The sequence below is a fragment of the Exiguobacterium sp. HVEsp1 genome (genome assembly GCF_002009685.1).
In the GTDB taxonomy this organism is placed as follows: Bacteria; Bacillota; Bacilli; order Exiguobacteriales; family Exiguobacteriaceae; genus Exiguobacterium; species Exiguobacterium profundum.
Map to the genome: position 1 here is coordinate 1,089,044 of NZ_KV917367.1, position 19,333 is coordinate 1,108,376.

At 48.1% G+C, this 19,333-nt stretch carries 19 protein-coding genes; 13 read left to right on the forward strand and 6 right to left on the reverse strand.

Annotated features, from left to right (window positions below; genetic code table 11):
* Nucleotides 1-4 precede the first annotated feature (4 nt).
* Nucleotides 5-1,417 (forward strand): dihydrolipoyl dehydrogenase, encoded by a 1,413-nt coding sequence (gene lpdA, locus BV910_RS05605; protein ID WP_015881261.1) that lies wholly within the window; start codon nucleotides 5-7, stop codon nucleotides 1,415-1,417.
* A gap of 20 nt (nucleotides 1,418-1,437) precedes the next feature.
* Here lpdA and aac(6') read toward each other — a convergent pair whose 3' ends face one another.
* Entirely contained in the window at nucleotides 1,438-1,890 is a 453-nt protein-coding gene (gene aac(6') / locus BV910_RS05610; RefSeq protein ID WP_078146627.1) for an aminoglycoside 6'-N-acetyltransferase, read from the reverse strand.
* Nucleotides 1,891-1,965: 75 nt separating this feature from the next.
* Between aac(6') and BV910_RS05615 the strand changes: the two genes are divergently transcribed.
* Nucleotides 1,966-2,271 (forward strand): DUF3055 domain-containing protein, encoded by a 306-nt coding sequence (locus tag BV910_RS05615; RefSeq protein WP_078146628.1) that lies wholly within the window; start codon nucleotides 1,966-1,968, stop codon nucleotides 2,269-2,271.
* 118 nt (nucleotides 2,272-2,389) lie between these two features.
* Here BV910_RS05615 and BV910_RS05620 read toward each other — a convergent pair whose 3' ends face one another.
* Nucleotides 2,390-3,871, reverse strand: a complete 1,482-nt coding sequence (locus BV910_RS05620; protein ID WP_078146629.1) for an aminotransferase class I/II-fold pyridoxal phosphate-dependent enzyme — start codon at nucleotides 3,869-3,871, stop codon at nucleotides 2,390-2,392.
* 158 nt (nucleotides 3,872-4,029) lie between these two features.
* On the opposite strand from BV910_RS05620, the gene BV910_RS05625 reads away from it, so the two are divergent.
* From BV910_RS05625 to BV910_RS05635, 3 genes are all read left to right on the forward strand, one after another.
* Nucleotides 4,030-4,296: a UPF0223 family protein gene (locus BV910_RS05625; RefSeq protein ID WP_031421520.1), complete on the forward strand. Its 267-nt coding sequence runs from the start codon at nucleotides 4,030-4,032 to the stop codon at nucleotides 4,294-4,296.
* A gap of 236 nt (nucleotides 4,297-4,532) precedes the next feature.
* The gene (locus BV910_RS05630; protein ID WP_015881266.1) at nucleotides 4,533-4,721 is read left to right on the forward strand and encodes a hypothetical protein; all 189 of its coding nucleotides are present in this window, start codon (nucleotides 4,533-4,535) and stop codon (nucleotides 4,719-4,721) included.
* 78 nt (nucleotides 4,722-4,799) lie between these two features.
* Nucleotides 4,800-6,053 carry an inositol monophosphatase family protein gene (locus BV910_RS05635; protein WP_078146630.1) on the forward strand — a complete coding sequence of 418 codons (1,254 nt, stop codon included), beginning with the start codon at nucleotides 4,800-4,802 and terminating at the stop codon, nucleotides 6,051-6,053.
* A gap of 49 nt (nucleotides 6,054-6,102) precedes the next feature.
* Here the strand turns inward: BV910_RS05635 and BV910_RS14790 are convergent, their stop codons facing one another.
* Nucleotides 6,103-6,279: a DUF5325 family protein gene (locus tag BV910_RS14790; protein WP_159562038.1), complete on the reverse strand. Its 177-nt coding sequence runs from the start codon at nucleotides 6,277-6,279 to the stop codon at nucleotides 6,103-6,105.
* A gap of 163 nt (nucleotides 6,280-6,442) precedes the next feature.
* Here BV910_RS14790 and typA point away from each other — a divergent pair, with 163 nt between their 5' ends.
* Together typA and BV910_RS05645 are read left to right on the forward strand one after the other, a co-directional pair.
* Nucleotides 6,443-8,287 (forward strand): translational GTPase TypA, encoded by a 1,845-nt coding sequence (gene typA, locus BV910_RS05640; protein WP_015881269.1) that lies wholly within the window; start codon nucleotides 6,443-6,445, stop codon nucleotides 8,285-8,287.
* Between the two features lie 87 nt (nucleotides 8,288-8,374).
* On the forward strand, nucleotides 8,375-8,719 hold the full coding sequence (locus tag BV910_RS05645) for a YlaH-like family protein (RefSeq protein WP_015881270.1): 345 nt from the start codon (nucleotides 8,375-8,377) through the stop codon (nucleotides 8,717-8,719).
* A 36-nt stretch (nucleotides 8,720-8,755) separates the two neighbouring features.
* Here BV910_RS05645 and BV910_RS05650 read toward each other — a convergent pair whose 3' ends face one another.
* Nucleotides 8,756-8,956 carry a YlaI family protein gene (locus BV910_RS05650; protein WP_015881271.1) on the reverse strand — a complete coding sequence of 67 codons (201 nt, stop codon included), beginning with the start codon at nucleotides 8,954-8,956 and terminating at the stop codon, nucleotides 8,756-8,758.
* A 115-nt stretch (nucleotides 8,957-9,071) separates the two neighbouring features.
* On the opposite strand from BV910_RS05650, the gene BV910_RS05655 reads away from it, so the two are divergent.
* Nucleotides 9,072-9,521 (forward strand): PNPOx family protein, encoded by a 450-nt coding sequence (locus tag BV910_RS05655; RefSeq protein WP_015881272.1) that lies wholly within the window; start codon nucleotides 9,072-9,074, stop codon nucleotides 9,519-9,521.
* 33 nt (nucleotides 9,522-9,554) lie between these two features.
* Nucleotides 9,555-10,871, forward strand: a complete 1,317-nt coding sequence (locus BV910_RS05660; protein ID WP_015881273.1) for a PhoH family protein — start codon at nucleotides 9,555-9,557, stop codon at nucleotides 10,869-10,871.
* Nucleotides 10,872-10,908: 37 nt separating this feature from the next.
* On the opposite strand, the gene BV910_RS05665 is transcribed toward BV910_RS05660, so the two are convergent.
* Nucleotides 10,909-12,081: a multidrug efflux MFS transporter gene (locus tag BV910_RS05665; protein WP_240499801.1), complete on the reverse strand. Its 1,173-nt coding sequence runs from the start codon at nucleotides 12,079-12,081 to the stop codon at nucleotides 10,909-10,911.
* 124 nt (nucleotides 12,082-12,205) lie between these two features.
* Entirely contained in the window at nucleotides 12,206-12,673 is a 468-nt protein-coding gene (locus BV910_RS05670; protein ID WP_015881275.1) for a hypothetical protein, read from the reverse strand.
* 172 nt (nucleotides 12,674-12,845) lie between these two features.
* Between BV910_RS05670 and BV910_RS05675 the strand changes: the two genes are divergently transcribed.
* The 4 genes from BV910_RS05675 (at nucleotide 12,846) to BV910_RS05690 (ending at nucleotide 19,323) form a co-directional block, all read left to right on the forward strand.
* Nucleotides 12,846-13,124, forward strand: a complete 279-nt coding sequence (locus BV910_RS05675) for an Fpa/YlaN family protein (protein ID WP_015881276.1) — start codon at nucleotides 12,846-12,848, stop codon at nucleotides 13,122-13,124.
* Between the two features lie 86 nt (nucleotides 13,125-13,210).
* Nucleotides 13,211-14,446, forward strand: a complete 1,236-nt coding sequence (locus tag BV910_RS05680) for an FtsW/RodA/SpoVE family cell cycle protein (RefSeq protein ID WP_078146631.1) — start codon at nucleotides 13,211-13,213, stop codon at nucleotides 14,444-14,446.
* 36 nt (nucleotides 14,447-14,482) lie between these two features.
* The gene (locus BV910_RS05685) at nucleotides 14,483-17,917 is read left to right on the forward strand and encodes a pyruvate carboxylase (protein ID WP_078146632.1); all 3,435 of its coding nucleotides are present in this window, start codon (nucleotides 14,483-14,485) and stop codon (nucleotides 17,915-17,917) included.
* A gap of 53 nt (nucleotides 17,918-17,970) precedes the next feature.
* Complete coding sequence (locus BV910_RS05690) at nucleotides 17,971-19,323, forward strand: cryptochrome/photolyase family protein (protein WP_078146633.1); 1,353 nt, start codon at nucleotides 17,971-17,973, stop codon at nucleotides 19,321-19,323.
* Nucleotides 19,324-19,333: the final 10 nt, after the last annotated feature.

A 19,333-nucleotide genomic window follows, 5' to 3' on the forward strand; every position in this document is an offset into this window, starting at 1 on the left:
GAACATGGTAGTAGGAGAATTCGCACAAGAAACTGATTTGCTTGTCATCGGTGCCGGTCCTGGTGGATACGTTGCCGCAATCCGTGGCGCACAGCTCGGAATGAAAGTAACTATCGTTGAGAAAGGCAACTTCGGTGGTGTCTGCTTGAACGTCGGATGTATCCCATCGAAAGCGTTGATCACAGCAGGACACAACTTCCAACACGCTAAAGGACATGATTCAATGGGAATCACGTCTGACAACGTGTCAGTGGACTTCACAAAAGTTCAAGACTGGAAACAGTCAGTCGTTAACAAATTGACTGGCGGTGTCAAAGGTCTCCTCAAAGGAAACAAAATTGAGATCGTTCAAGGTGAAGCGTTCTTCGCTTCTGAAGACACAGTTCGTGTCATCACTGAAGATAGCTCAACTCCTTACAAATTCAAAAAAGCGATTGTCGCGACTGGTTCTACACCAATCGAGATCCCATCGTTCAAATGGTCTAAACGCGTCCTTTCTTCAACTGGCGCATTGGCACTTCCTGAAGTACCGAAGAAACTCGTCGTCATCGGCGGTGGATACATCGGTATGGAGCTCGGTACTGCATACGCTAACTTCGATACAGAAGTTGTCGTTGTAGAGGGCGCTAGCGACATCTTGTCTGGTTTCGAACCACAAATGACGCAAATCGTTAAGAAGAAACTCAAGCAAAAAGGGAACGTCACAATTCACACGAATGCACTTGCTAAAGGTGTTGAAGAAACGGAAGACGGCGTAACTGTTAAGTTTGAAGTAAACGGTGAAGAGCAATCTGTTGAAGCGGACTATGTCCTCGTCACAGTTGGTCGTCGTCCAAACACAGGCGACATCGGTCTTGAGAACGCGGACGTTAAAATCAGCGACCGTGGAATCATCGAAATCGATGACCAGTGTAAAACATCGAACGAAAACATCTATGCAATCGGTGATATCGTTCCTGGACCACCACTTGCACACAAAGCATCTTACGAAGCGAAAATCGCAGCGGAAGCAGCAGCAGGTAAGCCAGCTTACCTCGACTACTCTGCAATCCCTGCAGTCGTCTTCACAGATCCTGAACTCGCAACGGTTGGTTATACAGAGCCACTCGCAAAAGAAGAAGGACTCGAAATCACAGTTTCGAAATTCCCATTCGCAGCGAACGGTCGTGCACTTGCACTTGACGAGCCAGACGGCTTCATGAAGCTCATCACACGCAAAGAGGACGGTCTCTTGATCGGTGCTCAAATCGCGGGTACGGGCGCTTCAGATATGATTGCTGAGCTTGGCCTTGCAATCGAGGCTGGTATGACTGCTGAAGATATCGCACTTACAATCCACGCTCACCCATCACTCGGTGAGATGGCTATGGAAGCTGCTGAAATCGCAATGGGTATGCCAATCCACGTTGTAAAATAAGAACGTCAATAAAACCTCTCTCACGATTCGTGGGAGAGGTTTTTAATGTAGGTGACGACACGCTCGACTTCCTTGAATCCGACCTTCTCGTGAAAGCATTGACTGTCCTCGTTTTCAAGCTCGGTATCCGATGCCAGTTCGATACAACCGTGACGGGCCGCAAAGGTTGATGCAGTATCGACCAAACGAGAGGCGACACCTCGGTGGCGCTCTGATTCACTGACATAGATTCCTTCCACATAGGCGGTCGGGGACGTACTAGAACCTGGCACATAGTCATGCCGGAAACTGAGTTGACAAAAACCAACCGCCTTCCCATGTTCATTTGATGCGATGAAATAATGCATCTTTTTTGAGGCGAGACCGAGTTTGACTTCCATTCGTAATTCTTCGGTGGGGGCGTCTGGCCATAAATCGTGCATGAACTGGACAAGAGTTTCTACGTTTACCTCTGTTGCATAATCAATCTTCATTGTCATTCTCTCCTTAGGTTTCATACTTGTAGTATAAAGGAAAATACTTGTGAAGAGAAAAGGGAGGGAATCCTGATGGCATTCGATGAGGAGTTATTGTATACCGTGTCCGAGACGAGTCGGGTCCGATTTACGGGGATTGAAACAGAAGCCGCCCGTTATGATTTTGGTTTCGTCTATACACAGCAATTCATGGGCAAGGTGTTAGTCGTCTGTATGCAAACGGGTCAATCGGCCCTTCTTGATTTGCATGCGCTAGAAGAGCCGCGTCAATTGTATCCGATGCTTGGCATCAACTTGAACGACACAGAGCACGTCGCTGAATTTTTACGACTTTGCTTCGTCGAAAAAACACAAGCATCTGAAGAAATTGACACTTGAAAAAATGTAAGCGTTTTCTTATAATAGGCACTAGGGGAAGCAATTCGATCATCTACAGCCACCTTTTCTGAGATGACATAAAAAATGAGCCGGTCATCATGACCGGCTCATTTTTTATTTAGCGAATCGCTTTTGTTTGTTGGATGACTTTAATCATTTGCAGCGACTCATCTTCAAGACCTTGTACGGGAAGACCCGCTTCAATGTTGGCCATAATGTATTCGAGTGTCGACGTCGTAATCAATTCACCTGGAATGATGATTGGAATTCCAGGTGGATACACCATGATGAATTCCGCTGAAATACGCCCGACTGCGTTTTCGAGAGGGATCGTCTCCGTCTCTTCATAAAACGCATCACGAGGACTGAGCGCAAGTGGTGGAATCTCTGGGAGCATGATGGATAATGAGTCGTTCCCAGACTTTTGGTAAACAGAAACGACATCTCGCATCGCTTCAATCAACGCTTGAATCGTTGACTCGTCGTCCGCTGATGTGACGATGAAGAGCACATTCAATAAATCGGACATCTCGACTTCGATGCGGTGTTTGTCGCGAAGATATTTCTCGACTTCAAATCCAGTTACCCCAAGTTCACGCACGGATACGAGTACTTTCGTTTCGTCAAGCGCGTAAGTCGATTCAGAATGCAACTCGGCATGACCGTATACCGATAAGTTCGGCATGAGATTGATTGCCGTACGGGCCGTTCTAGCAAGCTCGAGTGCACGCTCATTCATCATGTGACCCTTTGTCGCTAACTGTCGACGTGCCGCGTCGAGAGAAGCGAGGAGCAAATAGGATGTTGACGTAGTTGTAATCATAGAGAGCATCGCGTGAATTCGTTCTGGCGAGACGAGTCCGCGGCGTACGTTCAAAATCGAACTGCCTGTCATTGAACCGCCAAGCTTGTGCACACTCGTCGCCGCCACATCTGCTCCCGCTTGCATCGCCGAGAGCGGAAGTTCATCGTGAAACGGGAGATGAACGCCGTGTGCCTCATCGACAAGTACAGGAACGTCTTGTGCATGCGCGACGGATACGATACGCTCTAAATCACCTGCGACCCCGAAATAAGTCGGGTTGATGACGAGTACGGCTTTCGTGTCCGGATGAAGTTCAAGCGCGCGTTCAACGGCACTAGCCGTAATTCCGTGGGCGATGCCGTATGTTTCGTCAAATTCCGGGTGGATGAAGACCGGGTGGGCACCCGTTAAGACGAGCGCGGACATGACGGATTTATGGACGTTCCGTGGCACGATGATTTTTTCGTTCGGGCCAACGACACCCATGATCATCGCCATGATGGCACTCGATGTCCCTTGAACGGAGAAAAAGGTCTCGTCAGCACGGAACGCCTCTGCCGCCAAGCGCTCCGCTTCAGCGATTGCCGCTTTTGGATGATGGAGGTCATCGAGTGGGGCAATGTTAATCAAATCAATTTTTAGGGCGTTTTCACCAATAAAGTCACGAAACTCCGGGTCCATCCCTTTTCCGCTTTTATGACCAGGAATGTGGAACGCAATCGGGTTTGAGTCGACATGTTCAAGCAACGTGTCAAATAGTGGCGTTTCGAGCTGAGTAGCACCTTTTAATTTCAATCGTAAATCCCCCTTGAATCAGTTTATTTATAAGATGAATAGTATCGTTATGATATATGTTGTTTTTAAAAAAGAAGCAACAAAAAAACTATAGAGATTTCTGGCTCAACTTGCAATAGTTTTTTTTGTTGTTACAATGGGTGTCGAGGTGAAACAATATGCAAATCAACTATCCGATCAATCCGGATTGGACGACTGACGAATTGATTGAAGTCGTCGAGTTTTATAACGTCGTCGCACAAGCCAATGAAGGTGGGGTGGAACGAGAGGTTTTTCTCGACTCCTATCGTGCCTTCAAGCAGATCGTAACATCTAAGTCGGAGGAGAAACAACTGAACGCGGTTCACGACGAACAGACAGGTTATTCCACGTATCGTACGGTTCAGGCGGCAATGAAGTCCTCGAGTAAAATGATCAAACTGTAAGACCGAGCATGCCCGAGCAAATTCAGGCATGCTTTTTTGTTATTTCTCCTTTAAATCGGGTACAGTTCATTAACACCAAATCAGGTTTAGGGACCTCGGAATTGGGAATATATCCATTAAGATAAAAAATTCAAAATAGTCAGACAATTATCTTTCTTTTTCGAATTTTATCTGATATACTCAATTCAACTCACTAAACCGTAACTTGTAGCTCAACAAAAGGAGTGTGGCATCTTATGAAACAAGTGATTGAGGCATTCAAAAGAAAAGACGCAGAAAAACGGATCCCGGTGCTGCGCTTAGAGATTGATTATGAATTGGCAACCCTCTTCGATGCGATGGCGTCACAAGATGATGCTACAGTTCAGGCTAGCAAGCATCGGTTAGAGAAGTACCGCCAAGAATTATTGCGTCTCGAAGCCTAACCATTACACACACATTCAACCAGTATTCCGAGCGGATACTGGTTTTTGTTTGGTACAATACAGTTGAGGTGATCACAGATGATAGAATGGTTTGCAGTCGACTTAATCAAACAAGCGGGAGAACTGATTCGTCGCGAGATTGATCAAAGTTATGAAGTGGAACGAAAGACGGGAAAAGGGGACTTGGTCACTGAAATCGACCGCGCGGTGGAACAACTGATTGTCCGTCGAATCCAACAAACATTTCCGGAACATCAGATTATGGGGGAAGAGGGGACGACAGATCAGCCAGAACAATTGACCGGTACCGTCTGGTTTGTCGACCCGATTGATGGGACGTTAAATTTTATTCATCAAAAACGTATGTTTGCCATCTCTATCGCGATCATGATAGATGGAGTCGTGGAATATGGATTCGTCTATGACGTCATGGCGGATGAGATGTTCATGGCGCGGAAAGGATACGGGGCGACGTTGAATGGTCGGACGTTGACGACCCTTCATGAACATCATGTCCGAGACGCGTTTTTAAGTATGAATGCGACGTGGGTCACGCCGAACCACCAGATTGCCCCGGAAATACTCGCTCCGATTGTACGGGACTCGATTGGGACGCGAGCTCATGGTGCTGCATCGCTTGAATTAGCCTGGCTTGCTGCCGGTCGCGTGGACGGCTACATCACCATGCGCAATATGCCATGGGATTATGCTGCTGGAAAGTTACTCGTTGAAGAGGTAGGCGGGCGTGTCGTTTCCTTATATGGTGAGCCGATTCGCTATGACGGAAAAACATCTGTCCTGGCTGGGAGCGATTCATTTGTAAATGACGTCATCAAACATTACGTCATCGCAAAAGGGGTCACGGCTGAAGTAAAACCGGACTTACACATCGTGGAACATGATTCGTATGAAGAAATCCGCGACTTACTCGTCTTGGCGAATCCGAATGAAGCGATGGTCCGGGAACAATTCGAGGAAGGTCGTACGTACAAAGCGTTACTCGGTAGTGAGATTGTCGGTGCGTATATGCTCGTTTCACACGAAGGCGATCGGGTTGAACTCGTCAATATCGCAGTGAAACCCGAACGTCAAAACCAAACGATTGGTCAACGCTTGTTACAAGACGCAGTGAAGCGGGCCGCCTTGATTGGTGGAAAAGAACTGCTCGTCTGTACAGGGAATTCAAGCATCATGCAACTGCGCTTTTACCAACAAGCTGGATTCCGATTCGATTCGGTGGAACGCGATTATTTTCGTAATCACGGGTACGATGACATCGAAGAAGATGGACTCGTTTTACGCGACCGCATCTGCTTGACTCGTCCGCTATAAAGGCAAGTTAAAAGGGTTACTCCGACATGATACCGGAGTAACCCTTTTTTTATGATTGATGGTCTGAAAGAATGCGGCGACGCAATTGAATACCAAAGTATGTCGCTACGCCACTTAACACGAGGCTGCCCAAGATAATGGCGGCGCTCCCCTCGGCCACCCCGATTCCAATGCCGACGAATCCTGCGACAACGGCCGTTGCGATCAATACAAACATTAGCTGCATGGAGGTTCCTCCTTATTTTCTCTTATCCTCCCTATTGTATGATAAAAAACACGGGATGAAAACGTTCACAGTCGATTCCACTCGACAAAGGTACTGTGACGTGTGCTATACTCTTAAAGTTGAAGAAAAGTTGAAATTTTTTAAATAAGAGAGGAATAACTACATGAACGTAAGAACAAACCTTCGTAACGTAGCCATCATCGCGCACGTTGACCACGGTAAAACAACGTTAGTCGATGAATTATTGAAACAGTCTGGTACTTTCCGGACGAACGAGGCAGTCGCAGAACGCGCGATGGACTCGAACGATATCGAGCGTGAGCGCGGAATCACGATTCTCGCAAAAAACACAGCAATCGATTATAAAGAGACGCGCATCAACATCGTAGATACACCAGGTCACGCAGACTTCGGTGGAGAAGTTGAGCGAATCATGCGTATGGTAGACGGCGTTATCCTTGTTGTCGATGCGCGTGAAGGCTGTATGCCACAAACACGTTTCGTATTGAAAAAAGCTCTCGACCAAGGACTTCGTCCGATTGTCGTCGTCAACAAAATCGATAAGCCGATGGTTCGTCCACTCGACGTTGTCGATGAAGTTGTTGATCTCTTGATCGACCTTGGCGCAGATGAAGATCAACTTGAATTCCCTGTCGTCTACACATCAGCAGTCAGCGGTTCAAGTTCGTTCGATCCTGACCCAGAAAAACAAGAAGATACAATCACGCACGTGCTCGACACGATTCTTGAAAACACGCCGGCTCCAGTGGACAACTCAGACGAGCCACTTCAATTCCAAGTGACGATGCTCGACTATGACAACTACCTCGGCCGTATCGGCGTAGGTCGCGTCTTCCGTGGGAAAATCAAAGTCGGTGAGCAAGTATCGCTTTGTAAGACAGACGGTACGGTGAAGCAACTTCGTGTCACGAAATTGTTCGGTTACTTCGGCCTCAAGCGCGTCGAAATCGAAGAAGCAAAAGCAGGTGACTTGATCGCTATCGCCGGGATGGAAGATATCAACGTCGGTGAAACGGTAACGCCAGTCGGTAAAGAAGAGCCACTTCCGCTCCTTCGCATCGATGAGCCAACGCTTCAAATGCGTTTCATGACAAACAACTCTCCGTTCGCAGGACGTGAAGGCGATTTCGTGACAGCACGTAAAATCGAAGAACGTTTGATGAAACAACTCGAGACGGACGTTTCACTCCGTGTCGAAAATACAGATTCACCAGACCAATGGATCGTATCAGGACGCGGTGAGCTTCACCTCGGGATCTTGATCGAGAACATGCGTCGTGAAGGTTACGAGCTCCAAGTGTCGAAACCACAAGTTATCATCCGTGAAGACGAGAGCGGCACGAAAGTTGAGCCGTTCGAGCGCGTTATCATCGACGTACCTGAAGAGTATACAGGTTCAGTCATGGAATCGATTGGTCTCCGTAAAGGTGAGCTTGCGAACATGAACACGAATGACAACGGTCAGACACGTATGGAATTCCTCGTGCCATCACGTGGTCTTATCGGTTACCGTAACGAATTCTTGTCAGCGACACGTGGATACGGAATCTTGAACCATACGTTCGAAGAGTACCGTCCATATATCGCTGCTGATATCGGTGGTCGTCGTAGCGGTGTTATGGTTTGTATCGAAAACGGGAAGTCGACGGCCTACTCAATCGGTGCCCTTGAAGACCGTGGGACAATCTTTATCGAGCCAGGTACAGATGTGTATGAAGGAATGATCATCGGGGAATGTAACCGTGATGTTGACCTTGCCATTAACGCTGTTAAAGGGAAGCAATTGACGAACATGCGTGCTTCTGCAAAAGACTCGACACAAGTCTTGAAACGTCCGCGCGTCTTCTCACTTGAAGAGTCACTCACGTTCTTGAACGATGACGAGTACTGTGAAATTACACCGGAGTCGATCCGTCTCCGTAAGAAAATCTTGAACAAGAACGAACGCGAGAAAGCAGACAAGCGTCGTAAACTTGGTAAAGAATAAGTTAGCAGAAAGGGGACGCTTCGGCGTTCCCTTTTGCATGGAATAGTGTAGAATGGATGTGTATGAAATAAAGGGGGACTCTTTGTCTTGAAAGCTTCTCAAACAATCGATATCACACAGATTGACGTTCCGTGGATCGCTTCGATGCTAGGTGTCGGCAGTGACCCGAATGACTTTTCCGTCGGGTTCAATGCACTCGTTGTCACGGTCATCTTACTGACAATCCTTGTCTTTAAACTTGGTTTTGCGAAACAATTGGCATGGTGGAAGTCGCTCATCGTCTATATTCTGCTTTCACTTGGAGCAGGTACGATGGCACTCGTCTTTTTCACATGGCCAATCCCGGAAGTGCTTGCCGTCATGGCAATCGTGTTAGCCATTTATCGTGGTCGCCTTTGGTGGAACCGTCGTCAAGATGCGGTAGAATCATAAAAAATACGGGCGTCTCTTCGGAGGCGCCCGTTTGCATTACCAATTTCGTTTTTGTCGAAATGTAGGATATAACTTGAACTGTCCAGATGCGGCGCGTTCAGCCGTTCGTTCGCTGATTCGCTCCTGACACTCTTGACACATATACGTTTTAGCCGGTTTGTTACGCAAGCGTTTTGCTTCAAACGACCATGAGTCGATGGTCTCGACTTTATCGCAAAGAGAACATTTTACACGCATCTTTTCACCTTCCTCTATACGATGAGTATAGCATGATTTCAACCGTTAAAAGCAGGGAATTGAACCGGTAAGGGAGAATGGTACAACCATACCCGGTTAAAAGGAGGGGAGTTGAATGGCGAGTAAGGCAACGTTTGAACTGACAGCTGCGCAAGAGCGCCTATTGAACGACATGCCGTTAACATTTCTCGTCGGTTTCGACGAGGCGAAGCGTTGGCCGATCAGCCATGCGATCAGTTGGGTGCAAGCGTTAGATGCTGTCACGGTCCGGTTCGCATTGACAAGAAATTCACATATCGTGACCATCTTGACGACAGAAAAGACGGCTGGCCTCATTTTTATCGAAGATGGTCAGTCCTATCATGTTTTACTCTCAGCGATTCGAGAGTTCGATCCGGCGGTTAAACCAAGCCTTCATCTTCGTTTTTTTGAAGGACATGTCGAAGAAGTGAGGAACATCTCGTTTTATGGAGCAGCTTACGCACAGCCCGAAATCACGAAAACGTATGATATTCGAGCGGCGGAAAAGCTTGACCGTGAAGTGAAAGAAAGTCTTCATTCTTGAATACCATCCTATATTCGAGGGGCGGCAAAGTCTATGAAAAAAACGTATGTACTCGATACGAACGTACTCCTACATGATCCGCTATCCTTATTTCAATTTGAAGAACACGACGTGGTCATTCCAGCCATCGTCCTAGAAGAGTTAGATGGAAAGAAACGAAACATGGATGAGGTCGGGCGGAATGCCCGTGAAACGTCACGTGTCCTCGACCAGCTCCGGACATCGGGAAAACTCCATGACGGGGTCCCGCTTGAAAACGGAGGACGTCTGTTTGTCGAAATCGGTCATGAACACCAGGTCGATATTCCGTTCGATGTCATGACAAACGATAACCGTATCCTACTCGTTGCCTTAAAGTTAATGAAACAATACGAGCATGACGCAGGTCGAAAGGTCGTCGTCGTCTCAAAAGATATATTGGTCCGTGTCAAAGCAGACGCCATTGGAATTGATGCAGAAGACTATTTGACAGATCATATCGTTGATACGACGGACTTATACGCCGGCTATCGAGAGATTGAAGTCGATCAGTCGCTCATCGATGAATTTTATAAAGTTCGTCAATTGCCGACGACGGCCTTGACGAAACAAGTGCTATATCCGAATTCATTCGTCGTCTTGAAAAGTAATGTGTCGAAAGCGAGTGCGCTTGCTGTGGTCGATTCGCTTCAACCGATTTTACGACCACTGGCACTCGATGCAGATCATATTTGGGGAATTCATCCACGAAACGTTCAACAGCGGATGGCACTCGACCTGTTGCTTCGAGATGACATTCCGTTTGTCACCTTACTTGGGAAAGCCGGTACCGGGAAGACGCTCCTTGCCCTAGCAGCAGGGCTCTCGCTCGTCGAGGATGAACAGCGTTACAATAAGCTCGTCGTCGCTCGCCCGGTCGTGCCGATGGGGAACGATATCGGTTACTTGCCAGGGGAAATGGAAGAGAAGCTTCGTCCATGGATGCAACCGATTTATGATAACTTGGAATTTTTATTCAATGCGAATTCAAAAGACGAGCTCGGCAATATTCTAGCCGGTATGAAATCGATTCAGCTCGAGGCGCTCACTTATATTCGAGGTAGAAGTATGCCGGACCAGTTCATCATCATCGATGAGGCGCAGAACTTAACGAAGCATGAAATCAAAACCATTCTCACCCGAGTCGGTGAAAACTCGAAAATCGTACTCGTCGGCGACCCGTATCAAATCGACCATCCGTATTTGGATGAATACTCGAACGGCTTGACGTACGCGGTGGAACGCTTCAAAGGACAAAACGTCTTCGGACACGTGCAACTCGTAAAAGGGGAACGTTCGTCACTTGCACGATTGGCGGCTGACCTACTATAAGAAAGATACAAAATAACGCCGAGCTTCGTGCTCGGCGTTATTTTGTATCGAGTTGTAACGACTGGACGTTCGTCCGTTCTAAGAAGGCATTCGAGATCATAATCAATCCCGTGATGATGAACAGGGCAGAAAATCCGAAGTGTGCCACGATTTGGGATCCAAATAGCGGTCCGAGTAGATTCCCCATGAACTGAGCGGACTGATTGTATGAAAAGATGCGCCCCGTCGCAGAGACCGGCGTATGCTGGCGCAGTAGCGATTGAACGGACGGCATCAAGGCGGCCGTTGCGAACCCGATTCCGAAACGCAACAAGATGAGTTGAGTCGTTGAGGTAACGAATGCTTGCGGAATCAAGAAGAGGCTATAGAGGAGCAGTGCCCAAAACAAGATACGCTCCGCTCCGTGTCTGTCCGATAACCGTCCGAGACGCTGCGCCGAAACGAGAGCGGCCAGTCCCGGAGCGGAGGCGACAATCCCTGCCATGAAGGCGAGCGCGGTAGTGTTCGGATTCAATTCACGTACGTATAATGTCAAGAGTGGTCCGATGGATTGTGTCGAGAACTGAATGAGGAACGTTGTCACAAACAGACCGACAATCAACTGTGGATGTCGCAGTGAGGCGAAAATCGATTTCATCGACGCGAGTTCTTCGCGTTTCACTGGGACAAAATCTTCTTTTACGAACCAAAGCGTGATGAGGAACGTCAGGAAGAGTGCACTTCCGGTAAAGAGAAAAACGGATCGAAGCCCAATCCAGTCTGCGAGCAGTCCGCCGATGAGGGGACCGAGTAGACCACCAGTGATTCCACCGGTTGACAGGGTACCGAGCGCCCAGCCACTTTTCTCTTTTGGTGTCTGAGATGCGACTAACGTGATGCCGGCTGAAATAAATCCAGACACGGCCCCCATGAGTAAACGCAACCCGACGAGTTGATATACGTCTTGGACGAAGCTGATGAGGAACATGACGATGGCCATCCCGAGACTGGCTCGGATGAGCATCAGCTTTCTTCCTTTTCGGTCAGCCAAGCGTCCCCACATCGGAGAGACGATGGCGGCTACGAGGAACGTCGCGCCGAACGCAATCGCAGACCAAGTGACGACGTGGTCCGGATCCTTTACCCCGAGTTGTTCGATGAACAATGGGAGGAATGGAAGGACGAGGCTCATCGACGCGGCGGTCAAGAAGCTACCGATCCAAACAACCATTAAATTTCGTTTCCATAGAGGTATCGTAAGCGTCACGACCTTTCTTATTCAATTTGTAGTCAACACTCTATATACTACACTTTGTGAACTAAAAAGTCCAAAAAAAGAGAAGGTGTGACCCTTCTCATTGATTGCTTAATACGGTGATATGATTGACTTGGCGAATGACCTGATCCTCATATAATACATAGACAGGTCCGTCAGTAAGTACTTTTCCGTCTTTTGAAAATTGTAAATATACGCGCGATGCCTCGCTGAGCGATAGAGTCAATATGGTCTCACCGTAAAAACGGACATGTGTCGCGAGCTCAATCGGTTCGGCATTGTTTAAAAAAGGCGCGAGCGGCATGGCGAACGAGTCGCGTAATGCTGCATCCTTGTCTTGTCGCGACATCGGTTTGTTGTGGTCGATTCGAGTTCCTTGTGACAATCCGTCATCCCATGCTTTCCCCATTTTCGCATAGTATGCCTCACGGTCATTCTCCGTCACCGAGTCCAAATCTTCAATCTTTCGTTTTCGTTCGTCAAAAATCCATACGGTCGGGTCGATCGTCAGACTGTGGCGAACCGCTCCATCAAGTGGAAAAATCATGCTTATATCCCCCTTCATACACATTACACGTTTCATTATAGCGCTCTTTCTCGTAAAATGGAAAAGAGGAAGAATGTCGCGTTCATTCATACTGTACATTGAATTATGACGAAAGATAATGTACAGTTGAGTTATGACAAACAGTCTGTCATCGTACGGAGGAGGGGTCGTAGTGGCGACAAATTTGGCTGCAATCCAACGGGAGCAAGCGCTTCAATTACTCGAGGCGGATGCTGAAAAAATCCGTTGTCTGATTGAAGTACAGTTAGAAAACCTAAAAATGCCGAAGTGCCCGCTTTATGAAGAGGTGCTTGATACACATATGTTTGGACTATCGCGCCAAATTGATTTTGCGGTTCGTCTTGGACTCATTTCAGACATTGAAGGTAAAGGACTGCTCGATTCATTGGAACAAAAGTTATCTGCTTTGGCAGAAGCTTCAGAATTATGAACCTTATACTCAAACTGTGCAAGTGGCGCTGTTTGAGTATTTTTTTATAAGGGTTGTCGGATTGTTTTACATAAGGAAGTGAATACATGAAAACACGGTTTCGGTATTTTGATTTTGCGTTGTTTTTGTCAGTGCTCTTGCTCGTCGGGCTAAGCTCCATCATGATTTATAGTGCGAGTGTTTGGAATCGTGGGGATTACGCGAATAGTAGTTTATTCTATCGCCAGCTCGTCTACGTTGGCATTGGAATCTTTGTCTATTTGATTGCGACATTGTTCCGATATGAGATGTTTCGGAATAAAGGCATTCGCCTCGGTCTTTATGCGCTCTCTGTCATCTTGCTGTTTGTCACGTGGGCGATGCCTCCCTTGAATGGGGCGCGAGCTTGGCTCATCATCGGAGGAATGACCATTCAACCGGTCGAGATTGCGAAGTTCGTTCTCATCATACTGCTTGCGAACTACTACCATGCACTATGGAATAATGAGTTGAAAGGACTCCCTGGTCGATTGGCGCGGGCCGCTATCACGAAAAAAGGGTTGCGTGCACAAATCGGCGCCTTCTTTTTAGTGCCTGTCCTCTTTTACTTTTCGTTCTACGCCATCGCAATCAATGGACAGCCGGATATGGGTGGGTTATTCGTTCTCGGTTCCATCATGTTGCTCATGTGGTTCGGTGTCGGGGCGCCGCTTCGAATTTTGATTCCAGGGATTTTAGCTGGGGTTGGTACTGTATTCGTATTGTTCACGACCATCTTTTCGGAGAATCAACGAAGTCGGATTGAAGTCGTGTTCAACCCGTTCATGGACCCGGAAGGATATGGACACCAATTGCTCATGTCGATCATCTCGATCGTACATGGTGGATTGACCGGAGTCGGACTCGGGAACAGTTTTCAAAAGTATGGGTATTTGCCAGAACCAGAAACCGACTATATCATGTCGATCATTGCGGAGGAGTTAGGGTTCTTCGGTGTATTGACGGTTTTGGTCCTACTCTTCTTCATCGCCTTTCGCGCGATTCATATCGCTAATCATGCGGATAGTCACTTTGCGATGTTCGTATCGTTTGGGATTGCCTCACAAATTATGATCCAGACGGCCATCAATATCGGTGCGATGTCCGGTTGGTTCCCAGGGACAGGTGTAACCTTGCCACTGGTCAGTTATGGAGGAACATCGCTCATCATGATGATGGGTGTTCTCGGGGTGCTCAGCAGTATCTCGATGCGTAACCGTCATCGAGAGGCGACACGACGAGAAGAAATTCGGGTGAAGTCAGAAGAAAACGTTCAACGCTCATCGCTTCACGTCGTCAGATAAGGAAACAAATAAACTTCATTAACGGGGGGATTTCATTTGAAACCAATTAAAAAGTTACTTGTTGCAAACCGTGGGGAAATTGCCATTCGCGTATTTCGCGCGGCGACAGAGTTAGACATTCGAACGGTAGCCGTCTATTCACAAGAAGATAGCGGCTCATTACATCGCTTTAAAGCCGATGAGGCCTACTTGATCGGTGTAGACAAAAAACCGATCGATGCGTATCTCGATATTGAAGACGTCATTCGCATCGCTAAGGAGTCAGGCAGTGATGCGATTCACCCGGGATATGGTTTCCTTTCGGAGAACATTGAACTCGCACGTCGTTGCCGTGAAGAGGGCATCATCTTTGTCGGACCGCATGAGTCACATTTACATGCGTTCGGGGATAAGGTACGAGCACGTCAGAGTGCGATTGCTGCGGGTCTTCCTGTCATTCCGGGTTCGGATGGACCGCTCACATCATATGAAGACGCGGAAACATTTGCGAACGAGCACGGATTCCCGCTCATGGTCAAAGCGTCGATGGGTGGCGGAGGCCGCGGAATGCGTGTCATTCGTACAGAAGCAGAAATGAAAGATTTGATTGAACGTGCAAAATCAGAAGCGAAGCAGGCGTTCGGTTCTGACGAAGTGTACATAGAAAAACTCGTCGAACGTCCGAAACACATCGAGGTGCAGATTCTTGGAGATGAGCACGGTCACATCATCCACTTGTTCGAGCGTGACTGTTCGGTTCAGCGCCGTCACCAAAAAGTCGTCGAAGTGGCGCCGTGTGTGACCTTGTCTGATGCATCACGCCAAGCGATTTGTGATGCGGCGGTCCAACTCATGCGTCACGTCGGTTACGTCAACGCCGGTACGGTCGAATTCTTGGTGACCGAGGACGAGTCGTTCTACTTCATCGAGGTCAACCCACGTATTCAAGTGGAACATACGATCACAGAGATGGTCACAGGCTTTGATATCGTTCAAACACAATTGATGATCGCGCAAGGTGAGTCGCTCCACGGCGATATGATTCAAATGCCGAAGCAAGAAGACATTAAACTTCTCGGTTATGCGATTCAATCACGTGTTACGTCTGAAGACCCAGGCAACAACTTCATGCCGGATACTGGGAAAATCATGGCTTACCGTTCTCCAGGCGGCTTTGGTGTCCGTCTTGACGGTGGAAATGCGTATGTCGGTGCAGAGATTTCACCGTACTACGATTCACTTCTCGTGAAATTGTCCACACATGGCATGACATTCGAACAAGCGGCCTCGAAGATGGTTCGAAACTTGAACGAGTTCCGGATTCGCGGAATCAAGACGAACATTCCGTTCTTGATTAACGTCATGAAGCACCCGAACTTTATCAATGGAGATTACAACACGTCATTCATCGATGAGACGCCAGAACTGTTCGTCTTCCCGAAACGAAAAGACCGTGGGACGAAACTGTTGAACTATATCGGGGACGTGACGGTGAATGGATTCCCGGGTGTCGGTCTGAAAGACAAGCCGATCAGCCGTTCGGTGCGAATCCCACATGACCTCCCAGCAGAAGCGAAGCCAGGGACGAAACAAATTCTTACAGAGCTTGGACCGGACGGCCTCGCCGATTGGATCAAACGTCAACCGGAATTGTTGCTGACGGATACGACGATGCGAGATGCCCATCAATCGTTGCTCGCGACGCGCATGCGGACACAGGACATTTTGAACATTGCCGAACCGACAAGCAAACTCATGCCAGAATTGTTCTCGGTCGAGGCGTGGGGTGGAGCGACGTTCGACGTCGCCTACCGCTTCTTATCCGAAGACCCATGGGTACGTCTCATGAAGCTTCGTGAGAAGATGCCGAACGTCTTGATTCAAATGTTGCTACGCGGTGCGAATGCGGTCGGATACAAAAACTATGCAGACAACGTCATTGAGAAATTCGTACACGAAGCGGCATATGCCGGAGTCGACGTGTTCCGAATCTTTGACAGTCTCAACAACTTAGAATCGATTCAATTGGCAATCGATGCGACACTTCCGACTGGGAAAGTGGCGGAGGCGGCCATCTGTTATACGGGAGACTTGTACGATGGCAACCGTCCGAAGTACCACCTTCCGTATTATATCGACCTCGCGAAGAAACTTGAGGCGAGTGGTGCGCATATCTTGGCAATCAAAGATATGGCCGGTCTATTGAAGCCGGAATCGGCCTATGCACTCGTATCGGCATTGAAAGACGCCGTAGACTTACCAATCCACTTGCATACACACGATGCTTCCGGTAACGGGATCTTCACCTATGCTCGTGCGACAGATGCCGGTGTCGATATCGTTGACGTTGCAGCGAGCTCGATGTCAGGGATGACGTCACAGCCTTCAGGTGGAAGTTTGGTCTACGCGCTCAACCACCACGAACGTCAGCCGAAGGTCGACCCGAAACAATATGAGATCATCAGTGACTACTGGCAAGACGTGCGTCATAACTATGAACCGTTTGAAAGTGATATGCGTGCCCCGCATCCATCCGTGTATGAGCACGAGATGCCGGGTGGACAATATTCAAACCTCCAACAGCAGGCGAAAGCGGTCGGCCTTGGAGACCGTTGGGGCGAAGTCAAGGCGATGTATGCCCGAGTGAACATGTTGTTCGGGGACATTGTCAAGGTGACGCCGTCATCTAAAGTTGTCGGTGATATGGCGCTCTTCATGGTCCAGCATAACTTGACGGAAGAAGATGTGATGACGCGCGGACACCAGTTGGACTTCCCGGACTCGGTCGTCGAAATGATGCGTGGTGAATTGGGGACGCCTCCAGGTGGATTCCCGAAAGATGTACAACAAGTCATCTTGAAAGGGGAAGAGCCATTAAACGTTCGTCCTGGTAAATTGATCAAGCCATATGACTTTGAATCGGCACGCCAAGAACTATTCGAAAAATTCGAGCGACCGGTGACGGACTTTGAACTTCTTGCCCATGCGCTTTATCCGAAAGTGTACGAAGACTATATCAAACATACAACGACCTACGGGGATGTATCGGTGCTCGACACGTTGACGTTCTTCTACGGATTAAACGTCGGGGAGACAATCCAAGTTGAAATCGAGACAGGAAAAACATTAATCATCAAGCTCGTACAAGTGAGTGCGGCGAATGAAGATGGCATCCGTCTCGTCTCGTATGAGATGAACGGGGTACCACGTGAAATCGAGATTAAAGATGTCAATGTCAAATCGGCAACGACAAGCCGTCCGAAAGTCGATCGTTCGAACGCCAAACAAGTCGGTGCATCGATGCCGGGGTCTGTCTTGAAAGTATTGGTCGAACCAGGAAGTCGCGTTCACCGTGGGGAGCAGTTGCTCGTCACAGAAGCGATGAAGATGGAAACGACAATTCAAGCGGCACAAGATGGTGAGATTAAGGCCATCCATATTAAAGAAGGCGACACAATACAAAGTGACGACTTGTTGATTGAATTTGTATAATCAAAAGAAGCATAGCGCGCTATGCTTCTTTTTTGTAGATGGGAGTGGAAATCATGAGACGAGTATGTTGGTTTCGTTCAGATTTTAGACTGACCGATAATCATATGTTACACCGTGTATTGAAAGATATGGGGGAAGGCGATGACCTAGACTTCGTCTTTTGGTTGAATCCGAAATACTGTCACCCATTCGAAGTGCGGCATGACTATTTCTTCTCGACGATGCGAACGTTCATGGATGATTTAGAAGCGAAAGGGTTAGGGCTTCGTGTCCTCGTCGCGGAGACGGAGGATGCGTTCGTGAAACAGCTCGGCGAGATGGATGTGCTCTATTTTAATGCGGAGTATGTGGAACCGTTCAAACAGCGGGATGACCGTGTGATTGAAGCACTTAGTGAAGATGTAAAGGTAGTGCGACTTTTAGATCGTCATCTGTTTCATCCCGATGCGTTCCGTACAAAAAGTGGCGATCCCTATAAGGTGTTCACCCCGTTCAAAAAAGCGGCGTATGCCGAACAGCCACCCGCACCATATGAGGTTGATGTCGATCGTTTATCTCAGTACATCCGTTCAAAGAATGAACAACCGAGTGAACTGAAAGAGCTCTTCAAGCGATGTAAACGTGAATGGAAAGGGCTAGGGGAAACGGAAGCGAAGAAGCGATTGACCCGCTTTGTCAATGATCGCATGGTCGATTATGACGAGAAGCGTGACATTCCGAGCATCGCCGGGACGAGTCGACTATCTCCTTATTTACGGACAGGTGTGTTGTCGATTCGCACGATCGCCGAACAAGTGTTGTCGGCGAGACAATCAAAAGGGCGCGACACGTATTATGATGAGCTGTTGTGGCGCGAATTTTATTACATGGTCATGGTAAAGTTCCACGGATTGAAAGATCAACCGTTCAATGATAAATACAAGTCGATTGAATGGGAGGACAATGAAGAGCAGTTCGAAAAGTGGTGTAACGGGGAAACCGGGTATCCAATCGTCGACGCGGCGATGCGTCAGTTGAACGAGACAGGGTGGATGCACAACCGCCTACGCATGATTGTTGCATCTTTCCTATCGAAACATCTCCTTCTCGATTGGCGAAAAGGGGAACGGTATTTCGAGCAAAAGCTGATCGATTATGAGGCAGCGTCGAATATCGGGGGATGGCAATGGGCGGCCTCAGTCGGGACGGACGCTGTTCCGTATTTCCGTATTTTCAATCCGACGACGCAATCCGAGCGATTTGACCCTGATGGGACGTTCATCCGGAAGTATGTGCCGGAGCTGAAACATATAACAGATAAATCGATTCACTTTCCGGACCCGTCAGAGCGAGACAACTATGCCATGCCAATCGTCGATCATAAAGAAGCGAGAGAGCGTGCCCTCGAACGATTTAAAGCATTGTAAACTAAAAAGC

What these genes read in the sequence shown, in the direction of transcription:
- lpdA (WP_015881261.1), top strand. Translation starts at nt 5, where the DNA reads ATGGTAGTAGGAGAATTCGCACAAGAAACTGATTTGCTTGTCATCGGT.
- BV910_RS05615 (WP_078146628.1), top strand. Translation starts at nt 1,966, where the DNA reads ATGGCATTCGATGAGGAGTTATTGTATACCGTGTCCGAGACGAGTCGG.
- BV910_RS05625 (WP_031421520.1), top strand. Translation starts at nt 4,030, where the DNA reads ATGCAAATCAACTATCCGATCAATCCGGATTGGACGACTGACGAATTG.
- BV910_RS05630 (WP_015881266.1), top strand. Translation starts at nt 4,533, where the DNA reads ATGAAACAAGTGATTGAGGCATTCAAAAGAAAAGACGCAGAAAAACGG.
- BV910_RS05635 (WP_078146630.1), top strand. Translation starts at nt 4,800, where the DNA reads ATGATAGAATGGTTTGCAGTCGACTTAATCAAACAAGCGGGAGAACTG.
- BV910_RS14790 (WP_159562038.1), bottom strand. Translation starts at nt 6,279, where the DNA reads ATGCAGCTAATGTTTGTATTGATCGCAACGGCCGTTGTCGCAGGATTC.
- typA (WP_015881269.1), top strand. Translation starts at nt 6,443, where the DNA reads ATGAACGTAAGAACAAACCTTCGTAACGTAGCCATCATCGCGCACGTT.
- BV910_RS05650 (WP_015881271.1), bottom strand. Translation starts at nt 8,956, where the DNA reads ATGCGTGTAAAATGTTCTCTTTGCGATAAAGTCGAGACCATCGACTCA.
- BV910_RS05655 (WP_015881272.1), top strand. Translation starts at nt 9,072, where the DNA reads ATGGCGAGTAAGGCAACGTTTGAACTGACAGCTGCGCAAGAGCGCCTA.
- BV910_RS05660 (WP_015881273.1), top strand. Translation starts at nt 9,555, where the DNA reads ATGAAAAAAACGTATGTACTCGATACGAACGTACTCCTACATGATCCG.
- BV910_RS05665 (WP_240499801.1), bottom strand. Translation starts at nt 12,081, where the DNA reads ATGGTTGTTTGGATCGGTAGCTTCTTGACCGCCGCGTCGATGAGCCTC.
- BV910_RS05670 (WP_015881275.1), bottom strand. Translation starts at nt 12,673, where the DNA reads ATGATTTTTCCACTTGATGGAGCGGTTCGCCACAGTCTGACGATCGAC.
- BV910_RS05680 (WP_078146631.1), top strand. Translation starts at nt 13,211, where the DNA reads ATGAAAACACGGTTTCGGTATTTTGATTTTGCGTTGTTTTTGTCAGTG.
- BV910_RS05690 (WP_078146633.1), top strand. Translation starts at nt 17,971, where the DNA reads ATGAGACGAGTATGTTGGTTTCGTTCAGATTTTAGACTGACCGATAAT.